At 64.7% G+C, this 24,440-nt stretch carries 25 protein-coding genes; 10 read left to right on the forward strand and 15 right to left on the reverse strand.

The annotated features are described in order from the left end of the window. Positions 1 to 77: 77 nt before the first annotated feature. Together FJ425_RS22565 and FJ425_RS22570 are read right to left on the reverse strand one after the other, a co-directional pair. The gene (locus FJ425_RS22565; RefSeq protein ID WP_140633249.1) at positions 78 to 1,010 is read right to left on the reverse strand and encodes a sugar kinase; all 933 of its coding nucleotides are present in this window, start codon (positions 1,008 to 1,010) and stop codon (positions 78 to 80) included. 89 nt (positions 1,011 to 1,099) lie between these two features. Further along, complete coding sequence (locus FJ425_RS22570) at positions 1,100 to 2,098, reverse strand: DUF2125 domain-containing protein (protein WP_140632953.1); 999 nt, start codon at positions 2,096 to 2,098, stop codon at positions 1,100 to 1,102. Positions 2,099 to 2,215: 117 nt separating this feature from the next. On the opposite strand from FJ425_RS22570, the gene FJ425_RS22575 reads away from it, so the two are divergent. The 3 genes from FJ425_RS22575 to FJ425_RS22585 all read left to right on the forward strand — a co-directional run bounded on the left by FJ425_RS22575 (position 2,216) and on the right by FJ425_RS22585 (position 4,592). Further along, positions 2,216 to 2,737, forward strand: coding sequence for a gamma-glutamylcyclotransferase (locus FJ425_RS22575; RefSeq protein ID WP_140632950.1), 522 nt, complete (start codon positions 2,216 to 2,218; stop codon positions 2,735 to 2,737). A gap of 203 nt (positions 2,738 to 2,940) precedes the next feature. After that, positions 2,941 to 3,888 carry an aldo/keto reductase gene (locus FJ425_RS22580; RefSeq protein WP_140726210.1) on the forward strand — a complete coding sequence of 316 codons (948 nt, stop codon included), beginning with the start codon at positions 2,941 to 2,943 and terminating at the stop codon, positions 3,886 to 3,888. An 83-nt stretch (positions 3,889 to 3,971) separates the two neighbouring features. Continuing rightward, on the forward strand, positions 3,972 to 4,592 hold the full coding sequence (locus FJ425_RS22585) for a LysE family transporter (RefSeq protein ID WP_140632944.1): 621 nt from the start codon (positions 3,972 to 3,974) through the stop codon (positions 4,590 to 4,592). A gap of 4 nt (positions 4,593 to 4,596) precedes the next feature. Here the strand turns inward: FJ425_RS22585 and FJ425_RS22590 are convergent, their stop codons facing one another. Next, the gene (locus tag FJ425_RS22590) at positions 4,597 to 5,391 is read right to left on the reverse strand and encodes a 1-acyl-sn-glycerol-3-phosphate acyltransferase (RefSeq protein ID WP_140632941.1); all 795 of its coding nucleotides are present in this window, start codon (positions 5,389 to 5,391) and stop codon (positions 4,597 to 4,599) included. An 81-nt stretch (positions 5,392 to 5,472) separates the two neighbouring features. After that, positions 5,473 to 6,375, reverse strand: a complete 903-nt coding sequence (locus FJ425_RS22595) for a LysR family transcriptional regulator (protein WP_140632938.1) — start codon at positions 6,373 to 6,375, stop codon at positions 5,473 to 5,475. Positions 6,376 to 6,476: 101 nt separating this feature from the next. On the opposite strand from FJ425_RS22595, the gene FJ425_RS22600 reads away from it, so the two are divergent. Next, positions 6,477 to 7,097: a pyridoxamine 5'-phosphate oxidase family protein gene (locus tag FJ425_RS22600; protein WP_140632935.1), complete on the forward strand. Its 621-nt coding sequence runs from the start codon at positions 6,477 to 6,479 to the stop codon at positions 7,095 to 7,097. On the opposite strand, the gene FJ425_RS22605 is transcribed toward FJ425_RS22600, so the two are convergent. From FJ425_RS22605 to ftsE, 3 genes are all read right to left on the reverse strand, one after another. Further along, positions 7,094 to 7,768, reverse strand: coding sequence for a YdcF family protein (locus tag FJ425_RS22605; RefSeq protein WP_246673439.1), 675 nt, complete (start codon positions 7,766 to 7,768; stop codon positions 7,094 to 7,096). The two genes, FJ425_RS22600 and FJ425_RS22605, sit on opposite strands and share 4 nt — an antisense overlap. A 212-nt stretch (positions 7,769 to 7,980) precedes the next feature. Then, on the reverse strand, positions 7,981 to 8,967 hold the full coding sequence (locus FJ425_RS22610; protein ID WP_140632929.1) for an ABC transporter permease: 987 nt from the start codon (positions 8,965 to 8,967) through the stop codon (positions 7,981 to 7,983). Beyond that, positions 8,960 to 9,619 carry a cell division ATP-binding protein FtsE gene (ftsE, locus tag FJ425_RS22615; RefSeq protein WP_140632926.1) on the reverse strand — a complete coding sequence of 220 codons (660 nt, stop codon included), beginning with the start codon at positions 9,617 to 9,619 and terminating at the stop codon, positions 8,960 to 8,962. Before ftsE ends, FJ425_RS22610 begins: the two co-directional genes overlap by 8 nt. A gap of 180 nt (positions 9,620 to 9,799) precedes the next feature. Here ftsE and FJ425_RS22620 point away from each other — a divergent pair, with 180 nt between their 5' ends. From FJ425_RS22620 to FJ425_RS22630, 3 genes are all read left to right on the forward strand, one after another. Then, the gene (locus FJ425_RS22620) at positions 9,800 to 10,432 is read left to right on the forward strand and encodes a hypothetical protein (protein WP_140632923.1); all 633 of its coding nucleotides are present in this window, start codon (positions 9,800 to 9,802) and stop codon (positions 10,430 to 10,432) included. 177 nt (positions 10,433 to 10,609) lie between these two features. After that, on the forward strand, positions 10,610 to 11,152 hold the full coding sequence (gene hpt / locus FJ425_RS22625) for a hypoxanthine phosphoribosyltransferase (RefSeq protein WP_140542580.1): 543 nt from the start codon (positions 10,610 to 10,612) through the stop codon (positions 11,150 to 11,152). Positions 11,153 to 11,233: 81 nt separating this feature from the next. After that, on the forward strand, positions 11,234 to 11,605 hold the full coding sequence (locus FJ425_RS22630; protein WP_140632920.1) for a response regulator: 372 nt from the start codon (positions 11,234 to 11,236) through the stop codon (positions 11,603 to 11,605). On the opposite strand, the gene FJ425_RS22635 is transcribed toward FJ425_RS22630, so the two are convergent. Beyond that, a complete protein-coding gene (locus FJ425_RS22635; RefSeq protein WP_140632918.1) occupies positions 11,588 to 12,553 on the reverse strand; it encodes a DMT family transporter in 966 nt (321 codons plus the stop codon). The genes FJ425_RS22630 and FJ425_RS22635 overlap by 18 nt on opposite strands. Before the next feature lie 188 nt (positions 12,554 to 12,741). On the opposite strand from FJ425_RS22635, the gene FJ425_RS22640 reads away from it, so the two are divergent. Continuing rightward, positions 12,742 to 13,626 carry a LysR substrate-binding domain-containing protein gene (locus FJ425_RS22640; RefSeq protein WP_140632915.1) on the forward strand — a complete coding sequence of 295 codons (885 nt, stop codon included), beginning with the start codon at positions 12,742 to 12,744 and terminating at the stop codon, positions 13,624 to 13,626. 51 nt (positions 13,627 to 13,677) lie between these two features. Here the strand turns inward: FJ425_RS22640 and FJ425_RS22645 are convergent, their stop codons facing one another. After that, complete coding sequence (locus FJ425_RS22645) at positions 13,678 to 14,697, reverse strand: permease (protein WP_210241701.1); 1,020 nt, start codon at positions 14,695 to 14,697, stop codon at positions 13,678 to 13,680. A 73-nt stretch (positions 14,698 to 14,770) separates the two neighbouring features. On the opposite strand from FJ425_RS22645, the gene FJ425_RS22650 reads away from it, so the two are divergent. Beyond that, positions 14,771 to 15,643 (forward strand): LysR family transcriptional regulator, encoded by an 873-nt coding sequence (locus FJ425_RS22650; RefSeq protein WP_140632909.1) that lies wholly within the window; start codon positions 14,771 to 14,773, stop codon positions 15,641 to 15,643. 25 nt (positions 15,644 to 15,668) lie between these two features. On the opposite strand, the gene FJ425_RS22655 is transcribed toward FJ425_RS22650, so the two are convergent. From FJ425_RS22655 to argH, 5 genes are all read right to left on the reverse strand, one after another. Beyond that, complete coding sequence (locus tag FJ425_RS22655; RefSeq protein ID WP_140632906.1) at positions 15,669 to 18,284, reverse strand: TIGR02302 family protein; 2,616 nt, start codon at positions 18,282 to 18,284, stop codon at positions 15,669 to 15,671. Between the two features lie 115 nt (positions 18,285 to 18,399). Then, entirely contained in the window at positions 18,400 to 19,341 is a 942-nt protein-coding gene (locus tag FJ425_RS22660) for a threonine/serine dehydratase (protein WP_140726212.1), read from the reverse strand. 28 nt (positions 19,342 to 19,369) lie between these two features. Beyond that, positions 19,370 to 20,638, reverse strand: a complete 1,269-nt coding sequence (gene lysA, locus FJ425_RS22665) for a diaminopimelate decarboxylase (RefSeq protein ID WP_140632900.1) — start codon at positions 20,636 to 20,638, stop codon at positions 19,370 to 19,372. A 55-nt stretch (positions 20,639 to 20,693) separates the two neighbouring features. Further along, complete coding sequence (locus FJ425_RS22670; protein ID WP_095767477.1) at positions 20,694 to 20,900, reverse strand: lipoprotein; 207 nt, start codon at positions 20,898 to 20,900, stop codon at positions 20,694 to 20,696. Between the two features lie 153 nt (positions 20,901 to 21,053). Further along, positions 21,054 to 22,454 carry an argininosuccinate lyase gene (gene argH / locus FJ425_RS22675; RefSeq protein ID WP_140632897.1) on the reverse strand — a complete coding sequence of 467 codons (1,401 nt, stop codon included), beginning with the start codon at positions 22,452 to 22,454 and terminating at the stop codon, positions 21,054 to 21,056. A gap of 32 nt (positions 22,455 to 22,486) precedes the next feature. Here argH and FJ425_RS22680 point away from each other — a divergent pair, with 32 nt between their 5' ends. Further along, on the forward strand, positions 22,487 to 23,176 hold the full coding sequence (locus FJ425_RS22680; protein ID WP_140632894.1) for a TlpA disulfide reductase family protein: 690 nt from the start codon (positions 22,487 to 22,489) through the stop codon (positions 23,174 to 23,176). Positions 23,177 to 23,179: 3 nt separating this feature from the next. Here the strand turns inward: FJ425_RS22680 and FJ425_RS22685 are convergent, their stop codons facing one another. Next, complete coding sequence (locus tag FJ425_RS22685; RefSeq protein WP_140542590.1) at positions 23,180 to 24,220, reverse strand: endonuclease/exonuclease/phosphatase family protein; 1,041 nt, start codon at positions 24,218 to 24,220, stop codon at positions 23,180 to 23,182. Positions 24,221 to 24,440 lie beyond the last annotated feature (220 nt).

Below are 24,440 nucleotides of genomic sequence, written 5' to 3' on the forward strand. Positions count from 1 at the left end.
TGACGAGGTTGAGGGGCTTTAGCCAATCCCCGGCGTTTGTGCCGATTTCGCGGAAATAGTCGAGATAATCTTGCGTTCTAGCCCTGGGCTGGCGGCCAGTGCGCCGCCATCATCGCCAGCGTCTCGGCCCGATCCGGCGCGCCGAGGCGGCCGCCGAAGCGCAGGCATTTGAGCGCCGCGGCGGCGCTGGCAAAGCGCAGGGCCTCTTCCACGGGCATGGCTTCGGCGAGGCCGACGGCGAAGGCGCCGTGGAAGACGTCGCCGGCGGCGAGCGTATCAATCGCCTTGACCTTCGGCGTCTCGACATGGCGCACGCGCCCGGTCGCCCGATCATGCCACCAGGTTCCGGCGGCGCCGCCGGTCACCGCGACAAAGGCGTCGGTGCGCGAGGCGAGGTCGGCGCAGGCGCTTTCGGGGTCGAGCGCGTGGCCGCAGACGATGCGCGCAGCCGGTTCGGAAGCGACGATGTGCGAGGCCAAGGGCAAGAGCCGCTCCAGCACCTCGACCGGCGCGGTGTCGGCATCCAGGATCGCCGGACGGCCGACCGATCTGGCCGCGCCCAAAGCCAGCGCCGCGGCGCCCGGCCAGCGGACATCCACCAGCACGGCGCCAAAGCCGGAGAGGTCGGCAAGCGGCAGGGCCTCGGGATCGGCTTGCGCCTTTTTATCGTAGAAGGGGACGATGACGCGCTCGCCATGCGCATCCACCAGGATCGCGGCCAGCGCCGATCGCGCGCCGGCGACGCGACGGATGAGGCTGCAGTCGATACCTTCGGCCTGAATGTCGGCGATAAGCTGGTCGCCGACCGGATCGTCGCCCGCGCTCGCCCATAGCGAGACTTCGGCGCCCAGACGCCGAGCGGCGCAGGCGGCGCTTGTCGCCATGCCGGAAGCGATCTGGACGCCGTCGCTGGCGATGAACTTGCCTTGATGCGCGGGCAGCGTTTCGACGCGAAGGATCGTGTCGAGGGTGAAGGCGCCGACGCTGAGCAGTCTGACCGGCGGCGGCATCGTTGCGTTACTCGTCTCAGTCAGCATGGTCTCACCCGAAAACCGGTTCCCACCTTTTGCTACGCTGACCTTCGGTTCGGGACCATGCTCTATTCAAGCGGCTTGATCTTGCCGAGCGGGATGAAGCCCAGCGAGGCCTTGCCCTTGACGATCTTGAGCGGCAAGGAGGGTTCCTTGCCAAACATGGCAATGGCAGAAAAACCCTGCTCGATTTCGCTTTTATGCTCGGGAATCGCGCCGGCAAGGATAGATGCCACCGCTTTCGGGTCCTTGAGCTTGATTGTCAGGTCGCCGTTGACCAGCCCTTCCGCGTCGACGGAGACCGGTCCGGACACGGTGATACGCGCCGTACCCGACGACAGGTCGAGCTTAGCGATCTCGATCGACTGGCCGCGCAGGCTCTTCGGGGGCACTGCGATCAGCGCCACGCCGTTCTTCAGCGTCACGTCGCCGCTGCCGTCAAGCGCCGGCAGCACGCGTCCGTCGATGGCATCCGCGTTGATCTCCAGGTCGCCGAAGCCGCCGACATAGTTGATGTCCTGGCCGGCCGGCTGCAATTGGCCGGCCGCCTTGCCGGCGCTGAACAATTGCATCGGATCCGTGTCGTCCTGCGGATCGGTCTGACCGTTCAGGCCTTCAGCCTGCAGGGAAACGCTCCTTGGCAACGGCCACCACACTTTGACATTGGCCTGCAACCGGTCCCAGTCGATCCAGAGCGGCGGCATGCCGGGCGCCATCGTTCTCAGCGGCCCGCGCAGGTCGGCGACCGGCGACAAGGGTCCGGCGATCCCGGCGACGGCGTTGAAGCTTCCGGTGGAGGCGGCGACCTTCCGGGCGTCGTCTTCATAGGCGATGTTGTCGCAGGAGACCGTGAAGCTCATTGGATAGCCACTGACGGCGAGGTTGGCGCAGCCGGCTGCGATCCCTTTGCTGCCCAGTCTCGCCACCGCCTGATCGGCCTCGGTCTTGAGCCTGTCGGCGAGATAGAACCAGCCGCCGCTGTAAATGGCGAACAGCACGAGGATGAACGCCGCAAGCCAGAACAGCCGGCGGCGAAGTTTGGGCGATCGCTCGTCACTTGACGTCATGCTGCGGCTCTCGTTAACCCGGCGAGCGGGCATTTACCAATACGCAAACAGCGGGGGCCAGAAGAAGCACCTTGGCGGTGCGGTGTCGTTCACTCGAATGCGATCAGGCTTGGCGATATGGGCGATTTTTGGGTTTTTGGCTATGGGTCGCTGATCTGGCGGCCCGGATTTGCCCATGTCGAGACGCGCCGCGCCCGGCTTTACGGCTATCGCCGCTCGCTTTGCGTCTATTCCTTCGTGCATCGCGGCACGCGCGGACGGCCGGGCCTGGTGCTCGGCCTCGACCGGGGAGGCTCCTGCGTCGGCCTCGCTTACCGTGTCCCCGGCAATCTGCGCGACGAGGTGCTTTCCTATCTGCGCGAGCGCGAGCTGGTCACCAGCGTCTATCTCGAACGCATTCTCGATGTCCGGCTGGATGGCGGCGGCTCGGTCGAGGCGGTCGCCTACATCGTCGACCGCCGGCACGAGCAATATGCCGGCGCGCTCGATGCCGATCATGCGGCAAGGATCGTTCGCGGCGCGGTCGGCCAATCCGGCCGAAACGAGGACTATGTCTTGAGCACGCTCAAGCACCTCGATGCGCTCGGCATCCGCGATCACTGGCTGGAGGAGGTGGGCCGTCGAGTCGCGTCTTCGTGAAGCGCATTTTCGGCGAAATAATTTCGCCTCCAATGCTCTATCTCACGCAATTCCAGACGCAAAACCGCGACGCACTTTTGCTGGGGCTGCTCTGGTCCGATCAAAAAGCAAAACCGTGCCTTTGACCTCGCCCGGCCGCGACCTAGCTTAGCGGCATCGCATCCTTGGGCGTCAGGCCCATTCCAGCATCACGGAGATCAGTCTTGCAGAAACGTCGTCTCGGTCGCACCGATCTTTCCATCGCGCCGCTGGTCCTGGGCGGCAATGTCTTCGGCTGGACCGCCGACGAGAAGACCTCCTTCGACCTGCTCGACCGGTTCGTCGCTGCCGGCTTCAACGCCATCGATACGGCCGATGCCTATTCGCGCTGGGTGCCGGGCAACAAGGGTGGGGAATCGGAAACGATCATCGGCAATTGGATGAAGAGCCGCGGCAACCGCGATCAGGTCATCGTCATCACCAAGGTCGGTTCGGACATGGGCCAGGGCAAGCGCGACCTCTCCGCTGCCTATATCGAAAAGGCGGTCGACGCTTCACTGAAGCGGCTGCAAACCGATGTCATCGACCTCTATCTGTCGCACTGGCCGGATCCGGCCACGCCTTACGAGGAAACGCTCGGCGCCTATCAGCGGCTGCTCGAAAAGGGCAAGATCCGCTATCCCGGCTGCTCCAATCTCGATGCCGGCCAGCTGCGCGCGGCGCTCGACGTCGCCAGCCTGCGCAGCCTGCCACGTTACGAGGTGCTGCAGCCTGAATACAATTTGTACGACCGCTCGTCGCTCGACGGACCGCTGCTCGACCTCTGCAAGGCAGAGGATGTCGGCGTCATCACCTATTTCAGCCTCGCCAAGGGATTTTTGAGCGGCAAGTACCGCGGCAAGGCCGATCTCGGCCAGAGCGCACGCGGCGAAGACGTCGCCGAATATCTCAACGAGCGCGGCATGCGCATCCTTTCCGCGCTGGATGCCGTGGCCGAGCGCCATTCGGCCAAGCAAGCCGAAGTGGCGCTGGCCTGGATCATCGCGCGGCCGGGCGTCACCGCGCCGATCGCCAGCGCCACCACGCCGGCCCAGATGGACAGTCTGATCCGCGCCGCGTCGCTCAAGCTTTCGGCGGACGACATCGCGGCATTGGACCGGGCCAGCGCCTGATACGGGCGCTGCGCACGATCGTTCAAGACGGCCATGACGATCTCTCCTAAGTCCTGCCACATCGCGGCAGGAGGAGGTTCGGCATGGCTGGTGGTGTTCTGGGCGCGGCACAGCCTTGGCAGCAAGTGCTGGCGCTTATCGTGGCCGCGACTGTCGTCATGGGCAGTCCGGGACCGGCGACCATCAGCGTGACCGCCGTCGGCGCGGCTTTCGGTCTGCGCCCTTCCCTGGGTTACACGTCTGGCGTGGCGCTTGGCACGATCGCCGTGCTTCTGGCGGTGGCGGCCGGGATTTTCGGCATGCTGACCTCGGTGCCGGGAGTGGCGCCGGTGCTGGCGGTCGCCTCGGCAGGCTACATCCTTTATCTCGCTTTCAGAATAGCGACAGCGCCGCCGCTGGCGGAGCGCGGGAGCACCGGGACGAAGCCCGATTTTCTCGGCGGCTTCATGCTCGCCGTCGCCAATCCGAAAGCCTATGTGGCGATCGCAGCCGTTTTCGCCGGCGCCGCGGCGCAGGCCGATGCGCTCGGCGTCTCCACCAGGCTGCTGGTGCTTGCCGCGATGATCGTCGCCATCCACGTCGTGTGGCTGCTTGCCGGAACGGCGTTCGCGCGCGTCCTGCGCCATCCGCTGGCCTCGCGGATCATCAACCTGGTGTTTGCCGGCACGCTGGTGCTGACGACCCTGCTGGCGGTGCTGCGGTAGCCGATCAGGTCTTCGCGGTTACGCCGAGTTCCGCCAGCCGCTTTACCGCCGTCGGCGGCATGGGCGGCGGGTTCGGCGCCTGCGCGGCCTCGACGAGCATCTGGTCGCAGGCGGCTTCGGTCTCGCCGATCAGCCGCTGCATGAATTCCTCCTTCTCGAGGCCCGGCGGGATCGGCGGCAGGAAGCGGGCCTTGATGGTGCCCGGATAGCGCAGGAACTTGCGGCGCGGCCAGTAGAGGCCGGCGACATGGGCGACCGGCACGACGGGAACGCCGAGCTGCGTGTAGAGCTCGACGATACCGTATTTGTAGGACGGCTCGGCGCCCGGCGGGCGGCGGGTGCCTTCGGGATAGATGATGAGCTGGCGCGGATTGCGGTCCATCTCCTGCCTGGTCGCGGTGACGACCGCTTTCAGCGCTTTCGAGCGGCTGCCGCGATCGACCGGGATCATACGCATCTTCAAGATGTACCAGCCGAAAAAGGGGATCCAGGTCAGCTCGCGCTTCAGGATGTAGAGCGCATCGTCGAGATAGGGGAAGAAGGCGATCGCGTCCCAGAAGGACTGATGCTTCGGCGCCAGGATGAAGGAGCCTTCGGGCAGGTTCTCGACACCGGTGATCTCGCTCTTCGTCGCGGAGATCTTGTCATAGAGCCACATCGAGGTCCGCGACCAGAATTTCGGCACGAACCAGGCGCGGTGGCGCGGCGACAGGAAATAGAAAGGCGTCCAGAAGATCATCTGGACGATCAGGCTGAGATAGAAGACGAAGTTGAACGCCAGCGAGCGGATGATGAGCATGCAAGGGGCCCGTGAGGAAGTGTGCGTTGGTTACACCAAGCGGCGCCAAAAAGGAAACGCCGCCATTGTCAAATGGTGCCGCTAGAGTGACCGAGCCAGCCGTTCCTTGAGACGCGGCGCGGCGAAATCGAGGAAGGCGCGCAGCTTCACCGGCAGCCGGCCCTGGCCGGCATGGACAAGGCTCACCGGCCAGGGCGGCGGCTCGAACGGCTCCAGCACCACCCGCAACGCGCCGGCGCGCACGGCGGCATCGGCCTGATAGGAGAGCACTTTTGTCAGGCCTAGGCCGGCAATCGCAGCATCGATCGCCGCCTCGGCGGTGTTGACCTGCAGGCGCGAGCGGACCGCGACGGTGGTTTCCGCCTTACCCGCTCCGAAACTCCATGTCGCAGGGGCGGCAAGACCTTCGAAGGTGACACAGTCGTGGCCGGCAAGGTCCTGCGGGGTCGCCGGCGTGCCATGCAAGGCGAGATAGGCGGGGCTTGCGCAAACGATACGGCGGATCGAGCCGACGCGGATTGCAACCATGGCGGAATCCGGCAGCTCGCCGATACGCAGGGCGAGATCGATATGCTCCTCGACCAGTTGGGTGATCCGGTCCGACAGGGTCAGGCGGACATCCACTTGCGGGTAGACGGCGAGAAAGCCGGTGATCACCGGCAGCACGTGCAGGCGGCCGAACACGACCGGCGCCGTGATGACCAGCTCGCCGGTCGGGCTCGAATATTCGCCGGCGGCATCGCGCTCGGCCTCGCTCACCTCGTCGAGGATGCGACGGCAGGCGGCAAGATAGGACTGGCCGGCATCGGTCAGCGTCAGCCGCCGCGTCGAGCGGTTGAGCAGGCGCGTCTTCAAGTGCTTCTCCAGTTCGGAGAGCTTGCGGCTCACCGTCGGCAGCGGCACGCCGGCGCGCTTGGCTGCAGCGGAAAGGCTGCCGGCCTCCACCGTGGCGACGAACAGGGACATAGCGTCGAGGCGGTCCATTATTCTTCCGAAATATGGAAAGATAGATTGCAAACATGCTCTCTACATCCGGTTTTCGGAAGAGCCTAATTGATGTGCGATCCTGTCCGCGGAGCGCCAGCATGAACGAATTCACCAGCGACGTCGCCTTCACGCCGACCGTCAAGGCCATCCAGTCCCGCAAGGGGTCGCGCGATTCCTATGCGCGCGTCGAGCATCGCGGCGGCTGGCGGGCAACCATCACAGCGGATCTAGCCGCCTTCATCGAAGCGCAAACCAGCGTGTTCCTGGCGACGGCCAACGCCGAAGGCCAGCCCTACATCCAGCATCGCGGTGGGCCGGCCGGTTTCCTCAAGGTGCTGGACGAGCACATGATCGGCTTTGCGGATTTTTCCGGCAATCGGCAGTTCATCACCCAGGGCAATCTCGAGGACAATGACCAGGCCTTCCTGTTTCTGATCGATTACATGCTTAGGCAGCGCATCAAGATCTGGGGCAGGGCGCGTGTCGTCGAGAATGACCCGGAGCTGACGGCGAAGCTGATGCCCGCGGACTACAAGGCGCGGCCGGAGCAGGCGATCCTGTTCACGGTCTCCGCCTGGGATGCCAATTGCCCGCAGCACATCCCACAACGCTTCGAGGCGGCGGATGTCGCGGCCGCACTTGCCGAGCGCGACCGGCGCATCGCCGGCCTGGAGCAGGAGATTGCGCGCCTGCGCGGCGGCGCGCCAGGCGAAGTCTAGTTCTTGACCACCGTCGTGGCTTCGGCGAGCGTGACGCCTTCGGGCGTCGCGCGCAGCGGAAGGAAGCCGCGCGCCAGAGACAGCACATATTTGCTGTATTCGGTAAGCAGCACACGCAGGGCCTCCGGCTTGGTCAGCCAGCCGCCGTTGCCAAGATTGGTGTTGACCACCGGATAGGGCTCCAGGCGCGCGCCATGCAGCAGCCGGCCCATCTCGAGCAAGCTGCGCGGCATGTGATAATTATTGGTGACGATGATGATGCTGCCATAGGCGTGGTTCTCCACCCATTTGGCGCTTTCTTCGGCATTGCCGATGGTGTCGAGCGCGGCGCGGTCGATATCGACGCAGCAGGAAAAGAGCTGCTTGTCGCCGCCCATCGCCGCCTGCAGCTGGCGCTTGGTAGCCGACGGATGGACGCCGCTGATCAGCAGTCGTTCGCCCTTGCCGGAGGCCAACAGGTCCATCGCCGCGTCAAGCCGCGACTGCCCGCCGGTGAGCACGATGATGGCGTCGGCCCTGGCCGGATTGGCCGGAGTCGTCATATGGCTGACCTTGTCGGCAAACCAGCCGAAGCCGCCGGCAAAAAGCACCAGCGCGGCGAGAACCACGAAACCGCAGACGCGCAAGGCGAGCCGCAGACGACCAAACCCGGCGGAGGCAGCGCTGCGCATACGCATCGCCGGCATCCGTCCAGCCGTCTCGATCGAATCCCGCGCTTCCATCATCCCCAGGTTAATCCTGAAAGCTTCTAATGGTTAACTCCGAAATGCGGCCGTTGATAGGTGAGACGGCGCACATTGCGTTACGGCAAGTGTCCCGCGTGTGATCGTTGTCTTGCTTGATTATACGCGCTTTGCGCCGGTTTCCGGATTGATCTCATGGGTCAGCCCGCATCCGGCTGACGAACGTCGATGTCGCTGAGATAAGCGACGACGGTCGCATGCGAGGTGGCCGCGGTCAGCGCGCCGATCACCAGCACCATCAGGCCGACGCCGAGATAACCGGCCGAACCGATGGCGAAATTGCCGAACAAAGCGGTCGCCTGGTCGGCCTGGGGCGTCGCCATGTTGCGCGACGACCACCAGGAAAAGACGATGAAGACGGCGATCGCCAGGGCGCCGCCGGCGGCCGCGCCCTTCATGCCGGTGACCAGGAAATGCCAGCGGAATTCGCGCGCGATGAAGCGCGCCTCGGCACCGACGAAGTGCAGCACCTCGATGATGTGGCCGTTTCCGGCCATGGCGCCGCGCGTGGCGAACACCACCGTCAGCACTGTCGCCGACAGCATCAGCACCAGAACGGCAATGCCGATCGTCACGGTCGTGCGCGCCATGGCGACCAGACGGTCGACCCAGGTGCGGTGGTCGTCGAGCGCGGCGGTCGGTATTTTCGGCGTGATGGCGGCGCGCATGGCGGCAAAGTCGGGCGGGCCGGCCTCATCAATGGTGACGATGATGAGGCGCGGCACCGGCAGTTCGTCGATGTTGAGGCCGCTGCCCAGCCACGGTTCCAGAAGACGCGCGGTCGCCTCGCGGTCGATGATCTTGGTGCCCTTCACGCCGGGGAAGTCGCTGGCGATCTGCGAGGCCTGCGCAAGGGCCGCCTCCATGTCCAAACCGTCGGCCGGCTTGATCTGGATCGTCGCCTCGCGCGATATCTGGTTTTCCCAGACGGAGGCGGTATCGCGCACCAGCGTCACGGCGCCGAAGGTGAGGCAGGACAGGAAGGTCATGATGGCGATGACCAGCACCAGCGCCCGTCCAGCGATGTTCTGCGCCGGCACGATCGGCGCCGTCTTGCGCTGGACACGCCGGACCGTCGTCGTCTCGAGCGCTTCGTGCTGGAGGTGATCGGCCGGAAGGTCAGTCATAAACGTCCAACCTTCCACCGGCCAAGATCATGCGGCGCGCATCGACCTGCTCCATCAGGCCGAGGTCGTGGGTGGCGATCACCACGGCGGTGCCCAACCGGTTGAGCTCGATGAACAGCCGGAGCAGCCGGCGCGCCAGCGGCGGGTCGACATTGCCGGTCGGCTCGTCGGCAAGCAGGATCTCCGGTTGCTCGATCAAGGCCCGGGCAATCGCGGCGCGCTGCTTTTCGCCGCCCGACAGCACCGGCGGCAGCACATGCATGCGGTCGCCGAGGCCGACCCATTTCAGCAGCTCGGTGACGTCGGTGCGGTAGGTCGCCTCCTCGCGCCCGCGCACGCGCAGCGGCAGCGCGACATTCTCGTAGGTCGTCATATGGTCGAGCAGGCGGAAATCCTGGAACACCACGCCGATGCGGCGGCGCAGCAGCGGCAGTTCGCCGCGCGAAATGCGCGAGCGGTCCTTGCCGAAGATGGTGATCAGGCCGCGCGTCGGCTTCAGCGACATGAACAAAAGGCGCAGCAGGGTCGTCTTGCCGGCGCCCGAAGGGCCGCTCAGGAACTGGAAGGAGCGCTCCGGAATGTGCAGGGAGATATCGCGGAGGATCTCCGGACCCATGCCATAGCGGAGGCCGACATTTTCGAAGCGGATCACGTTCGGCGACCTGAAACTCTCGGCGGCGACGCGCCACAATCTATCTTAACAGACCATCGGCCGGCATGGTTAACCGGCGGTTAATTTTGCAACGCCCAGCATGCATCAAAGCCATTCCGGTGGGGAAGCGTTAACCAATTGCGTTTACGCAAAAGAAACGAAGACTGCACTGGTGCCGTAATGGCTGACGAGAGAACCGCGCGCCCTGTTTCCGGCGAAATCATGACCGGCACGGCAACAAATGCCGCGCCGGAACGCGTCATGTTCGATGCGGCCGACATCGTCGATGCCGACTATGTGGTGCTGCCGCGTTTTGCCGCTTATCCAGAATCGGCACCGCCGCCGCAGATGCCGTCGACGCCATCGATCGGCGGCATGGGCATGCTGCGCAGACCGGAGGTGGCGCCGTCGCGATCCTCGCGTGGCGGTCCGTTGTTCTGGATAGCCGGCGTCGGCATAGCGCTCGCATCCTTCTGGGTGTCGGGTGGTCATGCGCTGGTCCGGCAAAGCCCCTTTTGGACGACCGCCGCGCCGGCGAGTGCGCTCACCATTTCCGGCGTAACGTCACGCATCGATGCGTCGGGCTTGAAGCCGGTGCTGTTCGTGGATGGCGAGGCCGCGAATGACGGCATGAGGTCGGAAACGCTGCCGCCGCTCGAAATCCGCGTTACCGACAACAATTCCAACATCATCCGCTACAGGCTGGGGACATCCAACCGTTCGTTGAGCCCGGGCGAAAGATTCGGCTTTTCGAGCCGCTTCGATGTGCCTAAAGACGGCGTCAGAACCGTCGCAGTCATTTTCGCCGGCTAGACGGGTCGATATTCAGGTGAGGCCGGCCTGCAAATAGCGGCTTCCCACGCTTCCGGTGCTCACGTACTGAAATGTACGCTCCGCTCCGGTTCTCGGCAGCCGCCATTTTCGGCTCGGCCTGACCTGAATCTCAACCCGTCTATCGACACCGCTGCCGTTTTTTTGAAGGAAGAAGCTATGCCAGTCGTGCGCGGCAAGGACATCGAGGTCCTGTTTTCGGCGTCGGCGATCGCGCGCCGCAATCTCGAGCTCGCCAAGGAAATCGCCGGGCGCGATTACCACGACTTGCTGGTAATCTCGATCCTCAAGGGCTCATTCGTCTTCGCCGCCGATCTCATCCGCGCCATGCATGATGTCGGCCTGTCGCCGGAAGTCGAGTTCATCTTCATCTCCAGTTACGGCGCCGGCACGACCAGCGGCGAGGTCAGGGTGCTGCGCGACATCGACAACGAAGTCGCCGGCCGCGACGTGCTGTTGATCGACGACATACTCGAATCCGGCAAGACGCTTTCCTACACCCGCGACCTGATGCTTTCGCGCGGCGCCAAGAGCTGCGCCGTCGCCGTGCTGCTTGACAAGCGGATGCGCCGCCAGACCTCGCTTAACGCCGACTATGTGGGCTTCGACTGCCCGGACTATTTCGTCGTCGGCTACGGCATGGATGTCGCCCATGCGTTCCGCGAGCTGCCGTTTGTCGGGGTGGTGAAAGGCGACGCCTGAGGAGGCGGGGACCGTTCCGAAAAGCCGCCGATCGTTAGAATTTTCAGAAAACATCAACGTTTCGGCGGCATCAATCTCAGCATGGCAAAGCTTCTGATCGTCGAGGACGATGAGTCCGTCCGCACCCTCGCTGCCCGCGCGCTCGAGCGCGATGGCCATAATGTCACCATCGCCACCGACGGCGCGCAGGGGCTGGACATGATCCGGCAGGCGCGCGGCGGTTTCGATCTGGTGGTGTCCGACATCCGCATGCCGGAGATGGACGGCATCGAGATGGCGACGGCGGCTGCAAAAGAGTTTCCGACCATGCGGATCATGCTGATGACCGGCTATGCCGACCAGCGCGAGCGCGCCGAGGAGCTCAACGGCATCATCCTCGACGTCGTGCAGAAGCCGTTCACGCTTGCCGAGATCCGCGCCCGCGTCGGCAAGGCATTAAGCTGCTTCGCTTGAGACCGCGTCGGTCGTGACAGGGGCGGCCGGCGCTGCACTTCGCCGACGCCCGCCGCTCAGCGCAAGCAGGCCGGCGCCGATGATCAGCGCGGCGCCGAGCACGGTCGTCTCGCGCGGCACCTCGGCGAAGAACAGGAAGCCCCACAGCGGCGACCACAGGATGCCGGTATATTCGAAGGTGGCGACGCGGTTGGCCGGCGCCATCCGGTAGGCCTGCGACAGCAGGATCATGCCGGCCGAAGCGACGAGGCCGCAGGCGGCCATCTTCAGGAAATCCGGCATTGCCGGCCATACCCATGGCCGCACCAGGAATTCGACGCTCGGATGCGCCGCATGGGTGATGCCGGCGAGATGAAAGACGGCCGCAACGGCAACGGCGCCGCTGAGATAGGCGCCGTTCTGGTAGAAGGCCATCACCGTCGACGATTCGGTGTCGCCGATGCGGCGCGCCATCAGTTGCGAAAAGCCGTAGAGGAAGGCCGAGCCCAGCGACAGCAGCGCCGCCCAGTCGAACACGCCGCCGCCGGGCCGCACCATCACAAGCACGCCGACCAGGCCGATCAGCACCGTCGACAGGGTTTTCCATGAGACGCGCTCGCCGAGATAGGGACCGGCCATCGCCATGATGAACAGCGGCGCCATGAAATAGAGCGCCACCGCATCGGCCAGCGGCAAGGCGGCGATCGCCAGATAGTAGACCGTGTAGGACGAGAACTGGATGAAGGCGCGCAGTGTCAGCATGCCGAAGCGCTTCGACAGCACCGCCTTCAGGCCGACATCAGCCTGGACGAGCACGATCAGGATCGGCAGCGCGACGATGGCGCGGATCGCCATCACCTCTGTCACCGGATAGCCGCCCGAAACCGCCTTCACCAGCGGATCCTGCAGCGAAAAGACCAGCACGCCGAGACAGAGACTCAGAATGCCAAGCACCGTCCGGTTCTGCATGATCTATCCAGCGAAAAAGAACCCGCCACCATTTTCAGGCAGCGGGTACGAGTGAGGACTCTTCGATTGGTCCGCGACCGATTTCGCGGCCGCATATCCAATGGGTGTCATGACTATCCTGCGGCGTTTGACATCTGGCAAACGAATTGGAATGATGCCAGCAATCAACTTTGCTTATGGCGACCTCGATGAGACCAGTCCTCGACAGCGACCTCTTGCGCACCTTCGTGGCGGTGGCCGAAACCGGCAATTTCACCCGCGCGGCGGAGAAAGCCGGGCGCACGCAATCGGCCGTGTCCATGCAGATGAAGAAGCTGGAGGACATGGTCGGCGACAATCTGTTCGAGCGCGGCTCGCGCGGCGTGGCGCTGACGCGCCGCGGCGGCGAGCTCATCGCCAACGCGCGCCGGATCGTCTCGCTGCTGGACGAGACCGCTGCCTCGCTGGTGGCGCCTCCGCTCGGCGGGCTGGTGCGCATAGGCATCCCGGCCGAATATGGACGTTCGATCCTGTCGCGGGCGCTGGGCGAATTCGCCAAGCGGCATCCGCGCGTCGAGGTCACGGTGCGCTACGCGCATTCGGATTCGCAGGTGCGGGCGCTCGCGGCCGGCGAGCTCGATCTCGCTGTGGTGTTCGAATGGGAGGGCTCTTCCGGCGGCGAGGTGTTGATGCACGACCCGACGGTCTGGGTGACGTCGACGCTGCACCACATGCACGAGGAACGGCCGGTGCCGATCGCGCTCTACAGCCGCAACGGCTGGTGCCGCGACTTCGCCATCAAGTCGCTGCAGCAGCGCGGCCTCGACTACCGCGTCGCGTACACCAGCGACACCAATGGCGGCCTGACGCTCGCCGTCACGTCCGGCCTGGCAATCGCGCCGATCTCGCGCAGCAACATCCCGCCTGATTGCCGCGAACTGACGGCCGCTGACGGTTTCGGCGACATCGATTCCTCCAACGTCGTCCTGCACCGCAATCCGCTGGCGACCGGCGAAGCGATCGACGGCATGGAGAACGCCATACGCGAGGCGTTCATGCTGACCAGGCAAACCGGCGTGGCGGCCGGCCTTTAGAGCCGGAGTGCGCTCAATCAGGCGGTCATCTGTTCCTGCGGCTTTCGGTGCTCATGAAAAATGCGTCCAGAGCGCCTGGAAGACATAGCCAATGACCAATGATCCGGAAACGGCGAGCGCGACGAACAGGACGATCGTTGCGGGTCTGAGGACCAAAGCGACTGCCATGACGCCCCAAATGCTCACCGCGCCCCCTGAGACGAGGAGCGCCATTGCCGCACCGGGTGACATGCCGAGAGCAAGCAAACCTTGAACCAAAGGCAGTGCCGCAAGACCATCGAGATACATCGGTGCGCCGACCAGCACGGCAAGGGGGATGGCATAATGAGAGTCTGCACCGACATAAGCGGTGAGGGCCTCGGGCGGCAGAAGATCGCGCAGCAGGAATTCAGCCGAAAAGGCAAACGTCAAACAAGTCACGACGGTTCTAGTCGTGGAAACGAGATTTTCTCCAAATACACGCACACGCGCCGGGTCGCGCCAAATTCTGAAAGATAAGCCCGTTGGCATGCATGTGCCACACAGTCCCACCTGGCTGGTGCCCGATGCCCGCAACGGGTTTTGGACCATCTGCGTGCGGGCCAGCAGAGCTGTCATCGCGCCAGAAAAGATTCCTAGCGCAAACGCCGCAAGCAACTTTCCAATGGCAAATCCAGGGCCGAGTAGCGCCCAGGTCGCGGTGAGCATCGTGGGTCCGGTAACAGACGAGGAAAGCCAAAATGCCATAATGGGCGCAAGCGGAACGCCCGAAGCAAGAAGCCCTGTTGTGAGTGGCAGCACCGTCACGCCGCACACGGGGATCACGGTGCCGATTGCCGATGAGATAAAAACAGTTGCGACCGGGCGCCCTTTGAACCATCGCGCTGTAATGGTCGCCGCTCCACTGGCTGCGATCCATGCCGAGATGATTAGCCCAGCTGCAATCATCAACGCGACGTCCATAAAACTCTGCAGGACGAAATGGAGCGTCCCATATGCCCGTTGCGGCCACGTGAGCGCGACAGCAACTGTCACAGCGGCGGTCGCCCACATGAGTTGCCTTCTTTGAAGCCTCGCGAGCGTGACGATCACGGCATTACTCTCTTTGTGGCATCTATAGATCGCCTGTCTTCCATATGTGAAACGAATAGCTTAAATATCAGCTATGAGCATTGACGATGGGAAAAGCACTCAACTGGACAGCGAATTGCTGCGTACGTTCCTCTCTGTGGCCAAGGCAGGGAGTCTTAGCGGCGGCGCGGCCCGCCTGTTCCGAACGCAGTCCGCTATCAGCCTCCAGGTGCAGAAGCTGGAGAGTGCCATCGGGCAACGCGTATTTGAAAGGCATGGGCGCGGAGTTGCCATGACTGCTGCCGGCGAGCGCTTACTACCCGTCGCCCGCGATGTCGTAGAAATGCTGAACCAGGTGGTGGCCGATCTGCGCGGGTTGCCAGCCGAGGAGGAAGTCCGACTCGGTATACCCGAGGAATATGGCGACACGATTCTACCGTCTATTTTGGCCACCTTCACGGAGGAGGAGCCTGCAGCTCGAATTTTCGTGCGATGCAGTTCGAGCATGGAGTTTCCGCATGCGCTCGCTGCCGGCGAATTGGATATCGCCTTGCACTCGCCTGAGCGTGTCTCGAACGGCGACGTCGTTGTTCATAGTGAGCGAGCCGTGTGGGCCGGCTCCGCTTTCCACAGTGTCGAGACCCGGCGACCTCTGCCCGTGGCGCTGTTCGACAAAGCTTGCTGGTGGAGAGAGCGCTGTCTCGACCTCCTTCGGAAATCCGGACTGGACTATCAGATCGTTTGCACCAGTCAGAGCGTCTCAGGGGTTCGGGCCGCGATTGCTGCGGGAGTCGCGATCGGCGTATTGCCGCAAAGCACCCTGACCGATCGTATCAGGGCGCTGGGCGATGAGAAGCTGCCTCAGCTAGGCGAAACGCATCTGGTGCTCAGCGGCTCATCGAAAGCTCCTCGACACCTAGCCGACAAATTGGCAGCGATCATCTCACGGACATTCGTGGGAAGTTAGCGGTGCGCAACGGAACGGGTGAGCTTTATTTCAGCTCCAGCAGCCGTTCGAGATAGCTGCGCTCGATATCGGGGCTGAGCGCGTTGCCGAGCCGCTTGCGGATCGCGTCGAGGATCTGGCGCGCACGCTGGACGTCGATCTCGTCGGGAACCTTGACGGAGGTGCCGTCATCGGGGCCGTTGGTGGCGCGCGGACGTCCCAGCGGATCGCGATCGGCATTCTGCTCGCGGCCGCCCTGCTCGCTGCCGCCCTGGTCGCCCTGCATGGCCTGCATCTGCTTCATCATTTCCTTGGCGCCGCGGCGCAGCGCTTCCAGCGCGCGGCCCTGATGGCCGACGGCCTGGTCGCCGTCGCCCTGGCCAAGCGATTGTTCGGCATTGCCCATCGACTTGCCGGCCTCGCCAAAGCCCTCATTGGGCTCCATGCCCATGCCTTCGAGGCCTTTCTTCAACTGATCGAGCTCGCTCTGCAACTGGCCCTGGCCTTCCTGCAGCTGCTTCAGCGCATCGGCCAAATCCTTCGGCGACATTTTCGGCCGGCCCAGCGGATCGCGGTCCTGGCCGGGCCCGGGCCGCTGCTGCTGGTCGTCGGACTGGCCCTGTTCGCCATCCTCGCCAAGCTGCTGCTGCTCGCCGCCTTCGCCACGCTGCCCGCGCTGCATCTGGTCCAGCCGGAAGGTGTCGTTCATCATTTCCTGCTGGCGGCGCATGATGTCGCCGAGCTTGTCCATCTGCTGGCGCAGCTCGCTGTCCTGCTCGCCGCCCGGCTGCTGGCGGCCGGCCTGCAGGTTGTTCATCATGTCCTGCAGTTCGGAGAGAAGCTGCTGGGCTTTGTCGCGATCACCCGATTTGGCCAGATTCTCGATCTGGTCCATCATGCGGTCGATATCGCTCTGGCGCAGCTCGCGACCGTTCTGCTGCATCTGCGGCGCGTTCGGGTTCTGCTGCGCGCGCTGGGCGAATTCCTGCAGGAACTGGTTCATCGCCTCGCGCAGTTCCTTCATCGCCTTTTCGATCTCCTGATCGCTGGCGCCGTTCTTGATGGCGTCCTGCAACGCCTGCTGCGCCTGGCGCAGCCGGCGCTCGGCGGCCGACAAATTGCCTTCCTCGATGCCGAGCGCGATCTCCCACAGATAGGACACGACGTTGCGCAACTGATCGTCGCTCTCGGAGAGCTTCAGACGGCTCCTCGCGCTCATGATGGCAAGATAGTTCGACATGTTGTCGAACGTGTCCTCGGGACGCAGCGTGACCGCATCCATCAGGTCGAGAACGCGCGGCTTGGCATTGGTGTCGAGCGCCACCAGCCGGCGCTGTTCGATGACCGCTCTAGCCAGCGGATTGGCGAAGGGCCGCTCGGGCATGACAAGCGTTTTGGTTTCGCTGGTCGCGGTGTGGCCGGCGTCGTCCGTGGCAGTGAGCGTCAGCTTGATGTTGCTGCCGGCCCAGACATGCTCGGTCAGGTCCTTGGTCGTCTTGGCCGCGCTCGGCTTGCCGCCGCGGCGCGGCAACGTCAATGGCATGTCGGGCGCGCCGTAAAGCGGATGCGCGTTGGCGGCGGGTCGATCCGACAGCTCGAAAACAGCCTTGGCGGAGGCTGCACCATAGTCGTCGGCGATCTCGTAATTGAGCTCGATGGCGCCGTTGACGGCGCGCTTCGGCTCGCCGACGAAGCGGATCGTCGGCGGCTTGTCGGGAATGACGGCAAAGGCCCAGTGGCCGAGATCGCCTTCGCCGGATTTCAGCGTCAGCGTGCCGTTGGTGTTCAGCTTGCCGGAGAACTGGCGCACTTTTGGTGCGGTCTGGCCGGCGGCAGGCGCGGGGCCTTTGGGCGCGGCGGGCTCGATGGCGCGGTCATTGCCGCCTTGATCGGCATAGCTCAGCGTCTCCTCGCCCGAACCGCCGGTGACGCGCAGCGAGATGTCGCTGCCTTGCGGAACGGAAAAGGTCTGGACGGCCTGGTTGGCATCGGCCGTCAGGAACACCGGCGCCTTGCCGGTATAGGCAGGCGGCGTCACCCAGGCGTCGATGCGCGGCGGCACGGCATCGTGCGAGGCGCGCGCGACAAAACCGTCGCTGATCCTGCCGCCAAAAGGTCCGAAGGAGAAGGCAAGCGCCGTGACGAACAGCAGCCCCGCCACGGCGCGCAAGCCCCAGCGGTCGTAGTCCGGCACGCCGGTGCGCGGCCGGTCGGCGCCGAGGCTCGAAAGCCGCTCGGCCATGCGCTTCTGGTGCTCGCGCCACAGCGCCTGCGAGAAGATGCTCTCGGCGCCGCTCGGTCGGTCGGTCTGCACCTGCACCGGGCTGTGCAGCAATTCGTTCGCCGCCTCGATGCGCCGGTCGATCTCGGCTGCCGAGGGCATGCGGAAGAAGCGCAGCGGATAGAGCGCTGCGACCGCCGCCAGCCCGAACAGGGTCAGAAGGCCGACGCGCGCCGCGTCCGGCAGGCGCGGGAACAGGCCGAACCACGAAAAGCTGAAGAACAGGCTGGCGACGACCAGCAGCGGCAGCACGAGTGGCCAGGCGCGCTCGAAGGTCATCGAGGCCCGCGTCGCCAACCGGCTGAGCGCCAAGCGCCCTGCAAAGCCGCGTCCATCGCTGGTCCGGCTGCGTTCGCCGCTGGAAATGGGTCGTTCGGTCATCGGCCCTTCCTGCCCGGGCACGATAGCCCGGACGTCATCGCCAGAAGGATACCAGCAAACACGGCAAAGGCGAGGCGGGTTCCAAAAAACGTGAAGCGGTTTGGCCGGGTTATGATCAGAAATTGGCGAGATTCGTGTTCGAGCCGCAGACGAGGACGGCCACGCGCTCGCCGTCTCCGGGCACATAGCGTCCGGAAAGCATGGCCGCGAAGGCGGCGGCGCCACCCGGCTCGGCAATGATTCGCACGCGGTCCCACAGCGCCTTCTGCGCCGCGACGATGTCGTCGTCGCCGACCAGGATCGAGCGCTCGACGAAGGCTTCGGCGATCGGAAACATCATTTCGCCGACGCGCTTCGGCGCCAGCGAATCGGCGGCAATGCCCTCGGCGGGCGCATCGACCGGCTGGCCGGCCTCCAGGGCGCGGTAAAGCGTCGGCGCCCCTTCCGGCTCGATGGCGACGATGCGGATGCGGCCAGCGAACCAGGCGGCGATGCCGCCGATAAGGCCGCCGCCGCCGACCGCGACCAGCAGCGTGTCGATCCCACGCAGATCGGCCTCGATCTCCAGACCGAGCGTGCCCTGGCCGAGCAGCGTTTCCTCCTGGTTGAAGGCGTGGATCTGCAGGGCGCCGGTCCTGGCCGCGAAGTCTTCGCTGGCGGCCAGCGCTTCGGCATAGCGGGCGCCGCCGACGATCAGCTCGGCGCCGTAGCCGCGAATGCGCATGAGCTTCGCCGGCGGGCTGACTTCGGGCACGAAGATGGTCGCCTTGTGCCCGAGCTTCATGGCGGCGTAAGCGACGGCGGCGCCATGATTGCCGCCGGACGCGGCGACCACGCCGGCTTCGGGCACCTGGCGTTCGAGCAGGTTGGCGAAGGCGCCGCGCACCTTGAACGAGCCGGAATGCTGGAGACATTCGAGCTTCAGGTCGACCGGAAAGGCGGGCCGGTTGAAATCCGCCATGTCGACGCGCATGACCGGCGTGTGGCGCACATAGGGCCGGATGCGCGGCTCCACGGCGGCGATGCGTTCGCGCATGATCGTCTTTTTTTCCAGCATGGCCAGCTCCTTAAGGCGCGCCGCTCGGTTACTTCAGCCAGTCGGGGACCGAATCCAATCCAATCAGGTCCTCATAGGTTTGGCGCGGCCGCACGACGTGAAAACGGTCGCCGTCGACCAGCACCTCGGGCACCAGGAGCCTGGTGTTATAGGTGCCGGCCTGCACCGCGCCATAGGCGCCGGCGGTGGAAACCGCGATCAGGTCGCCCGACTTCAATCTCGGAAGATCGCGGTCGAGGCCGATGAAATCGCCGGTCTCGCAGACCGGCCCGACGACGTCGACCTTCATACGCGGCGCCGAAGCAGGCGGCTGCACCACCGGTCTGATGTCGTGGAAGGCGTCATAGAGCGTCGGCCGGATCAGGTCGTTCATGGCGGCGTCGACGACGAGGAAGTTCTTGGCGTCGCCTTCCTTCACATAGATGACCTCGGACACCAGGATGCCGGCATTGCCGACGATCAGGCGGCCGGGCTCGAACATCACTTTCAGGCCGAGCCTGGCGACGTGCTTCCTGACGATCTCGGCATAGGCGTCGGGCAAAGGGGGCGGGCTGTTGTCGACGCGGTAAGGAATGCCGAGGCCGCCGCCGAGATCGACATGCTCGATCGCATGTCCGTCGGCGCGCAGCGCGCCGACCAGCTCGACCAGCAATGCGAAGGCATCGTCGAAAGGCTGCAATTCGGTGATCTGGCTGCCGATATGAGTGTCGATGCCGGTTATCTTGATCCCGGGCAGTTCAGCCGCGCGGGCATAGACCTGCCGCGCGCGCTGCCAGGGAATGCCGAACTTGTTCTCGGCCTTGCCGGTCGAGATCTTCTTGTGCGTCCTGGCATCGACATCCGGATTGATGCGCAGCGAGACGGGCGCCACCTTGCCGAGGACCACGGCGCGCGCCGACAAAAGCTCCAGCTCAGGCTCGGATTCGACGTTGAAGCAGAGAATGCCGGCATTGAGGGCAAAGTCCATTTCCCGCGCGGTCTTGCCTACGCCGGAAAACAGGATCTTGCCGGCAGGGATGCCGGCGGCCAAAGCGCGGCGCAATTCGCCTTCGGAGACCACGTCGGCGCCTGCGCCCTGCCTGGCCAGCGTCCTCAGCACGGCCTGGTTGGAATTCGCCTTCATGGCGTAGCAAACCAGCGCGTCGAGGCCGGAAAAAGCCTCCTTGAAGACGCGGAAATGCCGGGTCAGCGTCGCCGTCGAATAGCAATAGAAGGGCGTGCCGACCTCGGCTGCAATGTCGGGAATGGCGACGTCCTCGGCATGGAGCACGCCGTTGCGGTAGTCGAAATGGTTCACGGGTGTTGGTTCCGGAAAGTTGAAGCTCGATGAGACCGGATCGATCTCACCGGCTCTAGAGCAGGGGATCGAGGATGAATTTCCTGTCCTTTACGGGTTTTTCCGGCTCGGGCGGCACCGGCTGCTTGGCGCGTTCGGCATCCTTGCGTGCCTGTTCCGCCGCCTCATAAGGCGTGTCGAGGCCGGTCTTCCTGCCGCAGGCCGTGACGGTGACAACCGCAGCCAGCAGCGCCAGCGTCACCAAAATCCTGCTACGGGTCATCGATCCATCCGTTCGAAACTGATTGCGTGCTGCGCTTTTAGCCGAGTTTTCAGCGCTTTGCATCCCGGCAATTTAAAGCGCGACGCGCTTTAAATCTTTGTTTTAATGCATGTCGTTGTCCCAGAACCGCTGCACACTTGTGGGCGACATGCATTAAGGCTTGGCAAGCCGCTTTTTCCAGTAGCGGATCTGCTTTCGCACTTCCGACGGCGCGGTGCCGCCGAAGCTCGTGCGGCTCTTGACCGAATTCTGCACGGCAAGCACCGAGAAGATGTCGTCGGTGATGCCCGAATGGATCGAGCGCAGGTCGTCCAGCGAGAGCTTTTCCAGCCCGAGCTTCTTCTCCTCGGCCAGCGCCACGGCGCGGCCGGTGACATGGTGGGCTTCGCGGAAGGGGAGGCCCAGATTGCGCACCAGCCAGTCGGCAAGATCGGTCGCGGTGGCGTGACCGGCGCCTGCCGCCTTCTTCATGGCGGCGGCGTTGACGGTCATGTCGCGCACCATGCCGGCGGTCGCCGCCAGCATCAGGTCGAGTGTCTCGGCGGCGTCGAAGACCGCTTCCTTGTCTTCCTGCATGTCCTTGCCGTAGGTCAGCGGCATGCCCTTCATCACGGTCAGCAGGCCGACGAGATGGCCGTTGACGCGGCCGGTCTTGCCGCGCACCAGCTCGGCAGCGTCCGGGTTCTTCTTCTGCGGCATGATCGAGGAGCCGGTGGAGAAGGAATCCGACAGGCGGATGAAGCCGAATTGCGGCGTCGACCAGATAATGATCTCCTCGGCGAGCCTGGAGAGGTGCGTCGCGCAGATCGCGGCAAGGCTCAGGAACTCGAGCGCGAAATCGCGGTCCGAGACGCTGTCGAGGGAATTGCGCGTCGGCTCGCGGAAACCCAACGCCTTCGCCGTCATGTGTCGGTCGATGCCGAAGCTCGTGCCGGCAAGGGCCGCGGCGCCCAGCGGGCTTTCATCCATGCGCTCGATGGCGTCGCGGACGCGCGAGAGGTCGCGGCCGAACATCTCGATATAGGCCATCAGGTGATGCCCAAAGGTCACCGGCTGCGCCGCCTGCATATGGGTAAAGCCGGGCATGACGGTCGCCGCATGCTCCTCGGCGCGTTCCAGGAACGCGGCGATCAGGTCCTTCAGCGCCCGAGCGATACGCTGGCATTCCTGCTTGACCCAAAGCCGGAGATCGACCGCCACCTGGTCGTTGCGCGAGCGGGCGGTGTGCAGGCGTCCCGCCGCCGGGCCGATCAGGTCGGCAAGGCGGGCCTCGACATTCATGTGGATGTCTTCGAGCTTGGTCGAGAATTCGAACGTGCCGGCCTCGATCTCTTTCAGAATAGTGTTCAGCCCGTGAGCGATTTTTTCTTGATCGGCGGCCGAAATAATGCCCGTTTCAGCCAACATCTCGCTATGGGCGATCGATCCGCTTATGTCCTGCGCATAGAGCTTGCGGTCGAAGCCGATCGACGCGTTGATCGCTTCCATGATCGCGGCCGGACCCGAGGCAAAACGTCCGCCCCACATCTGGTTGCTGGCCTTCTTGTCGCTCATCGCTATAACCCGTGCTCCGGAGCAGTTTGAAAATGGCAGACGGCAAGAGATTCTTTTTTCCGGCTACGCGCCTCATCCTCGCCGCTTTGGTGGCGGGCGTGCTGGCCGGCGCGGTCGCGGTATATGTCAGCGAGAGCGGTTCTGGCAACAACGCTCCCGAGAAGGCCGTCGCGGCCGCCGGCAAGGACGATGCCGCCTGCGAGGCCAAGGCCGGACGGGCCAAGCAGGTCGCCGCCAAGGCCGTCGGCCAGGTCGCGGCGCTGCAGCCGGCCGATCCGCCGCAGTCGCTGAAGAGCTTGGCCTTCAACGGCCCCGACGGCAAGCCAATGACAATCGCCGACCATGCCGGCAAGACCGTGCTGCTCAATCTGTGGGCCACATGGTGCGCGCCGTGCCGCGCCGAGATGCCGGCGCTCGATGCGCTGCAGAAGGAGAAGGGCAGCAAGGAATTCGAGGTGATCGCGGTCAATGTCGATACCGGCGACGACGCGAAGCCGAAGAAGTTCCTCAAGGAGATCGGCGTCGAGACGCTCGGCTTTTACCGGGACCCGACGATCGCCCTGTTCAATGAGGCGAAGACGCGCGGGCTGGCGCTCGGGCTTCCCGTGACCATGCTGATCGACGGCGAAGGCTGCCTGATCGCGCATATGAACGGCCCGGCCGAATGGTCGAGCCCTGATGCCAAGCGGCTGGTGGAAGCGGCGCTCGAACCCGGATCGTGACCGCTATCTTACCCGCACCGTAACCACCAGCGCCTCGTGGTCGGCGCTCGGGCTGCCGTCCGGCAACACCGCCGGCAGTGTCGCCGATGCGCTTGCCGCGAGGCCGCGGGTGAAGAACCAGTCGATATGTCCGGTGGGCGTGGCGTCGCCCGCCGGGCGCCGCTGCGTCGGCTTGTCCAGCGTGTTGGCGTCGCGCCAATCGTAGCCACGCCCGGCCATGATGGCGAAGAGGGGCTCGTGGCGGTCGGGGCACATCAGCCGGTCCGGTTCGGCGTCGATGTGCGCCTGCCATGCGGCCGGATCGGCGTGACGCTCTTCATAGGTGGCGGTCAGCGTGTTGAAATCGCCGCCGATCAGCACCGGCGCTTCCGCGTCATATCTGTCGATGGCGTCGAGCAGATGCCGCGTCTGGTCGGCGCGGCCGGCAGGGGTCGTACGGTTCTCGAGATGCACCGAGACGACGGTGACCCGATGGTCGCCGACCATCACCTGGCCGCCGAGCGCCATGCGGCCGCCGATGCGCGGTTGGCCGTGCTCCGGCAGGAACCAGGCGCCAGCGGCGTCCAGGCGAATGAGAAAGGGCCGCAGCAGCGGAACGGCACTGGTTATGGCGTTGCCGTGGAAGCCCTCGATGTTCTCGGCGCCGCCATTTGCCGCCTGCTCGGTCTCATTGCCGGCGCCGAGTTCGAGGAATTCGACGCCATAGGCGTAGGAATGGCCTAGACGATCGGCAAGCCGGCTCAAAAGATGGCCGTTGCCGGAGCGCGCCATGCCCTTGTCAACTTCCGAAAGCAGCACGACGTGTGGCGCCCGGCCGGCGATCGTTGCGGCGATGGCATCGACATGGCGCAGCCGCTCGACGTTCCAGGCCATGACGGTCAGGCTCTCGCCGGTGCTCTCGCGTGACGCCCGGCCGCCGATCTCGATCTCGCCGAGGGCGCGAACGGCGGCCGCGTGGCGCAGATGAGTAGCGCTGTCGCGCGGTCCGTCCCGCATCGCGTTGCGGGCGGCGACGGGCACGTGCGTGAGCTGCGGGACCAGCATGTCTCTTCTCATCCAGTTAGCCGGTTAATCACGGAGGTCTTTTCGACGCTTCGCAGCGCCCTAGCTTCCTAGAGCGCCGATGTGACGTTTTCATGCCGGCGCAACCGCTGCCGGGGGAGGAGAGACTGGCTGTCCACAGGGCTTCGGGCCCACAACAGAACTGTCACATACCTTCTCTATGAGAGCGGGCAAGGACTTGCGCAAAAACCTTGTCACACTG

Origin of the sequence: Mesorhizobium sp. B2-7-2, from assembly GCF_006440775.1 — a bacterium.
In the GTDB taxonomy this organism is placed as follows: Bacteria; Pseudomonadota; Alphaproteobacteria; order Rhizobiales; family Rhizobiaceae; genus Mesorhizobium.

What these genes read in the sequence shown, in the direction of transcription:
- FJ425_RS22630 (WP_140632920.1), top strand. Translation starts at nt 11,234, where the DNA reads ATGGCAAAGCTTCTGATCGTCGAGGACGATGAGTCCGTCCGCACCCTC.
- FJ425_RS22680 (WP_140632894.1), top strand. Translation starts at nt 22,487, where the DNA reads ATGGCAGACGGCAAGAGATTCTTTTTTCCGGCTACGCGCCTCATCCTC.
- FJ425_RS22640 (WP_140632915.1), top strand. Translation starts at nt 12,742, where the DNA reads ATGAGACCAGTCCTCGACAGCGACCTCTTGCGCACCTTCGTGGCGGTG.
- FJ425_RS22685 (WP_140542590.1), bottom strand. Translation starts at nt 24,220, where the DNA reads ATGCTGGTCCCGCAGCTCACGCACGTGCCCGTCGCCGCCCGCAACGCG.
- FJ425_RS22670 (WP_095767477.1), bottom strand. Translation starts at nt 20,900, where the DNA reads ATGACCCGTAGCAGGATTTTGGTGACGCTGGCGCTGCTGGCTGCGGTT.
- FJ425_RS22655 (WP_140632906.1), bottom strand. Translation starts at nt 18,284, where the DNA reads ATGACCGAACGACCCATTTCCAGCGGCGAACGCAGCCGGACCAGCGAT.
- FJ425_RS22565 (WP_140633249.1), bottom strand. Translation starts at nt 1,010, where the DNA reads ATGCCGCCGCCGGTCAGACTGCTCAGCGTCGGCGCCTTCACCCTCGAC.
- argH (WP_140632897.1), bottom strand. Translation starts at nt 22,454, where the DNA reads ATGAGCGACAAGAAGGCCAGCAACCAGATGTGGGGCGGACGTTTTGCC.
- FJ425_RS22595 (WP_140632938.1), bottom strand. Translation starts at nt 6,375, where the DNA reads ATGGACCGCCTCGACGCTATGTCCCTGTTCGTCGCCACGGTGGAGGCC.
- FJ425_RS22600 (WP_140632935.1), top strand. Translation starts at nt 6,477, where the DNA reads ATGAACGAATTCACCAGCGACGTCGCCTTCACGCCGACCGTCAAGGCC.
- FJ425_RS22570 (WP_140632953.1), bottom strand. Translation starts at nt 2,098, where the DNA reads ATGACGTCAAGTGACGAGCGATCGCCCAAACTTCGCCGCCGGCTGTTC.
- FJ425_RS22660 (WP_140726212.1), bottom strand. Translation starts at nt 19,341, where the DNA reads ATGCTGGAAAAAAAGACGATCATGCGCGAACGCATCGCCGCCGTGGAG.
- FJ425_RS22585 (WP_140632944.1), top strand. Translation starts at nt 3,972, where the DNA reads ATGGCTGGTGGTGTTCTGGGCGCGGCACAGCCTTGGCAGCAAGTGCTG.
- FJ425_RS22610 (WP_140632929.1), bottom strand. Translation starts at nt 8,967, where the DNA reads ATGACTGACCTTCCGGCCGATCACCTCCAGCACGAAGCGCTCGAGACG.
- hpt (WP_140542580.1), top strand. Translation starts at nt 10,610, where the DNA reads ATGCCAGTCGTGCGCGGCAAGGACATCGAGGTCCTGTTTTCGGCGTCG.
- FJ425_RS22620 (WP_140632923.1), top strand. Translation starts at nt 9,800, where the DNA reads ATGGCTGACGAGAGAACCGCGCGCCCTGTTTCCGGCGAAATCATGACC.
- FJ425_RS22605 (WP_246673439.1), bottom strand. Translation starts at nt 7,768, where the DNA reads ATGCGCAGCGCTGCCTCCGCCGGGTTTGGTCGTCTGCGGCTCGCCTTG.
- FJ425_RS22635 (WP_140632918.1), bottom strand. Translation starts at nt 12,553, where the DNA reads ATGCAGAACCGGACGGTGCTTGGCATTCTGAGTCTCTGTCTCGGCGTG.
- FJ425_RS22650 (WP_140632909.1), top strand. Translation starts at nt 14,771, where the DNA reads ATGAGCATTGACGATGGGAAAAGCACTCAACTGGACAGCGAATTGCTG.
- FJ425_RS22590 (WP_140632941.1), bottom strand. Translation starts at nt 5,391, where the DNA reads ATGCTCATCATCCGCTCGCTGGCGTTCAACTTCGTCTTCTATCTCAGC.
- FJ425_RS22575 (WP_140632950.1), top strand. Translation starts at nt 2,216, where the DNA reads ATGGGCGATTTTTGGGTTTTTGGCTATGGGTCGCTGATCTGGCGGCCC.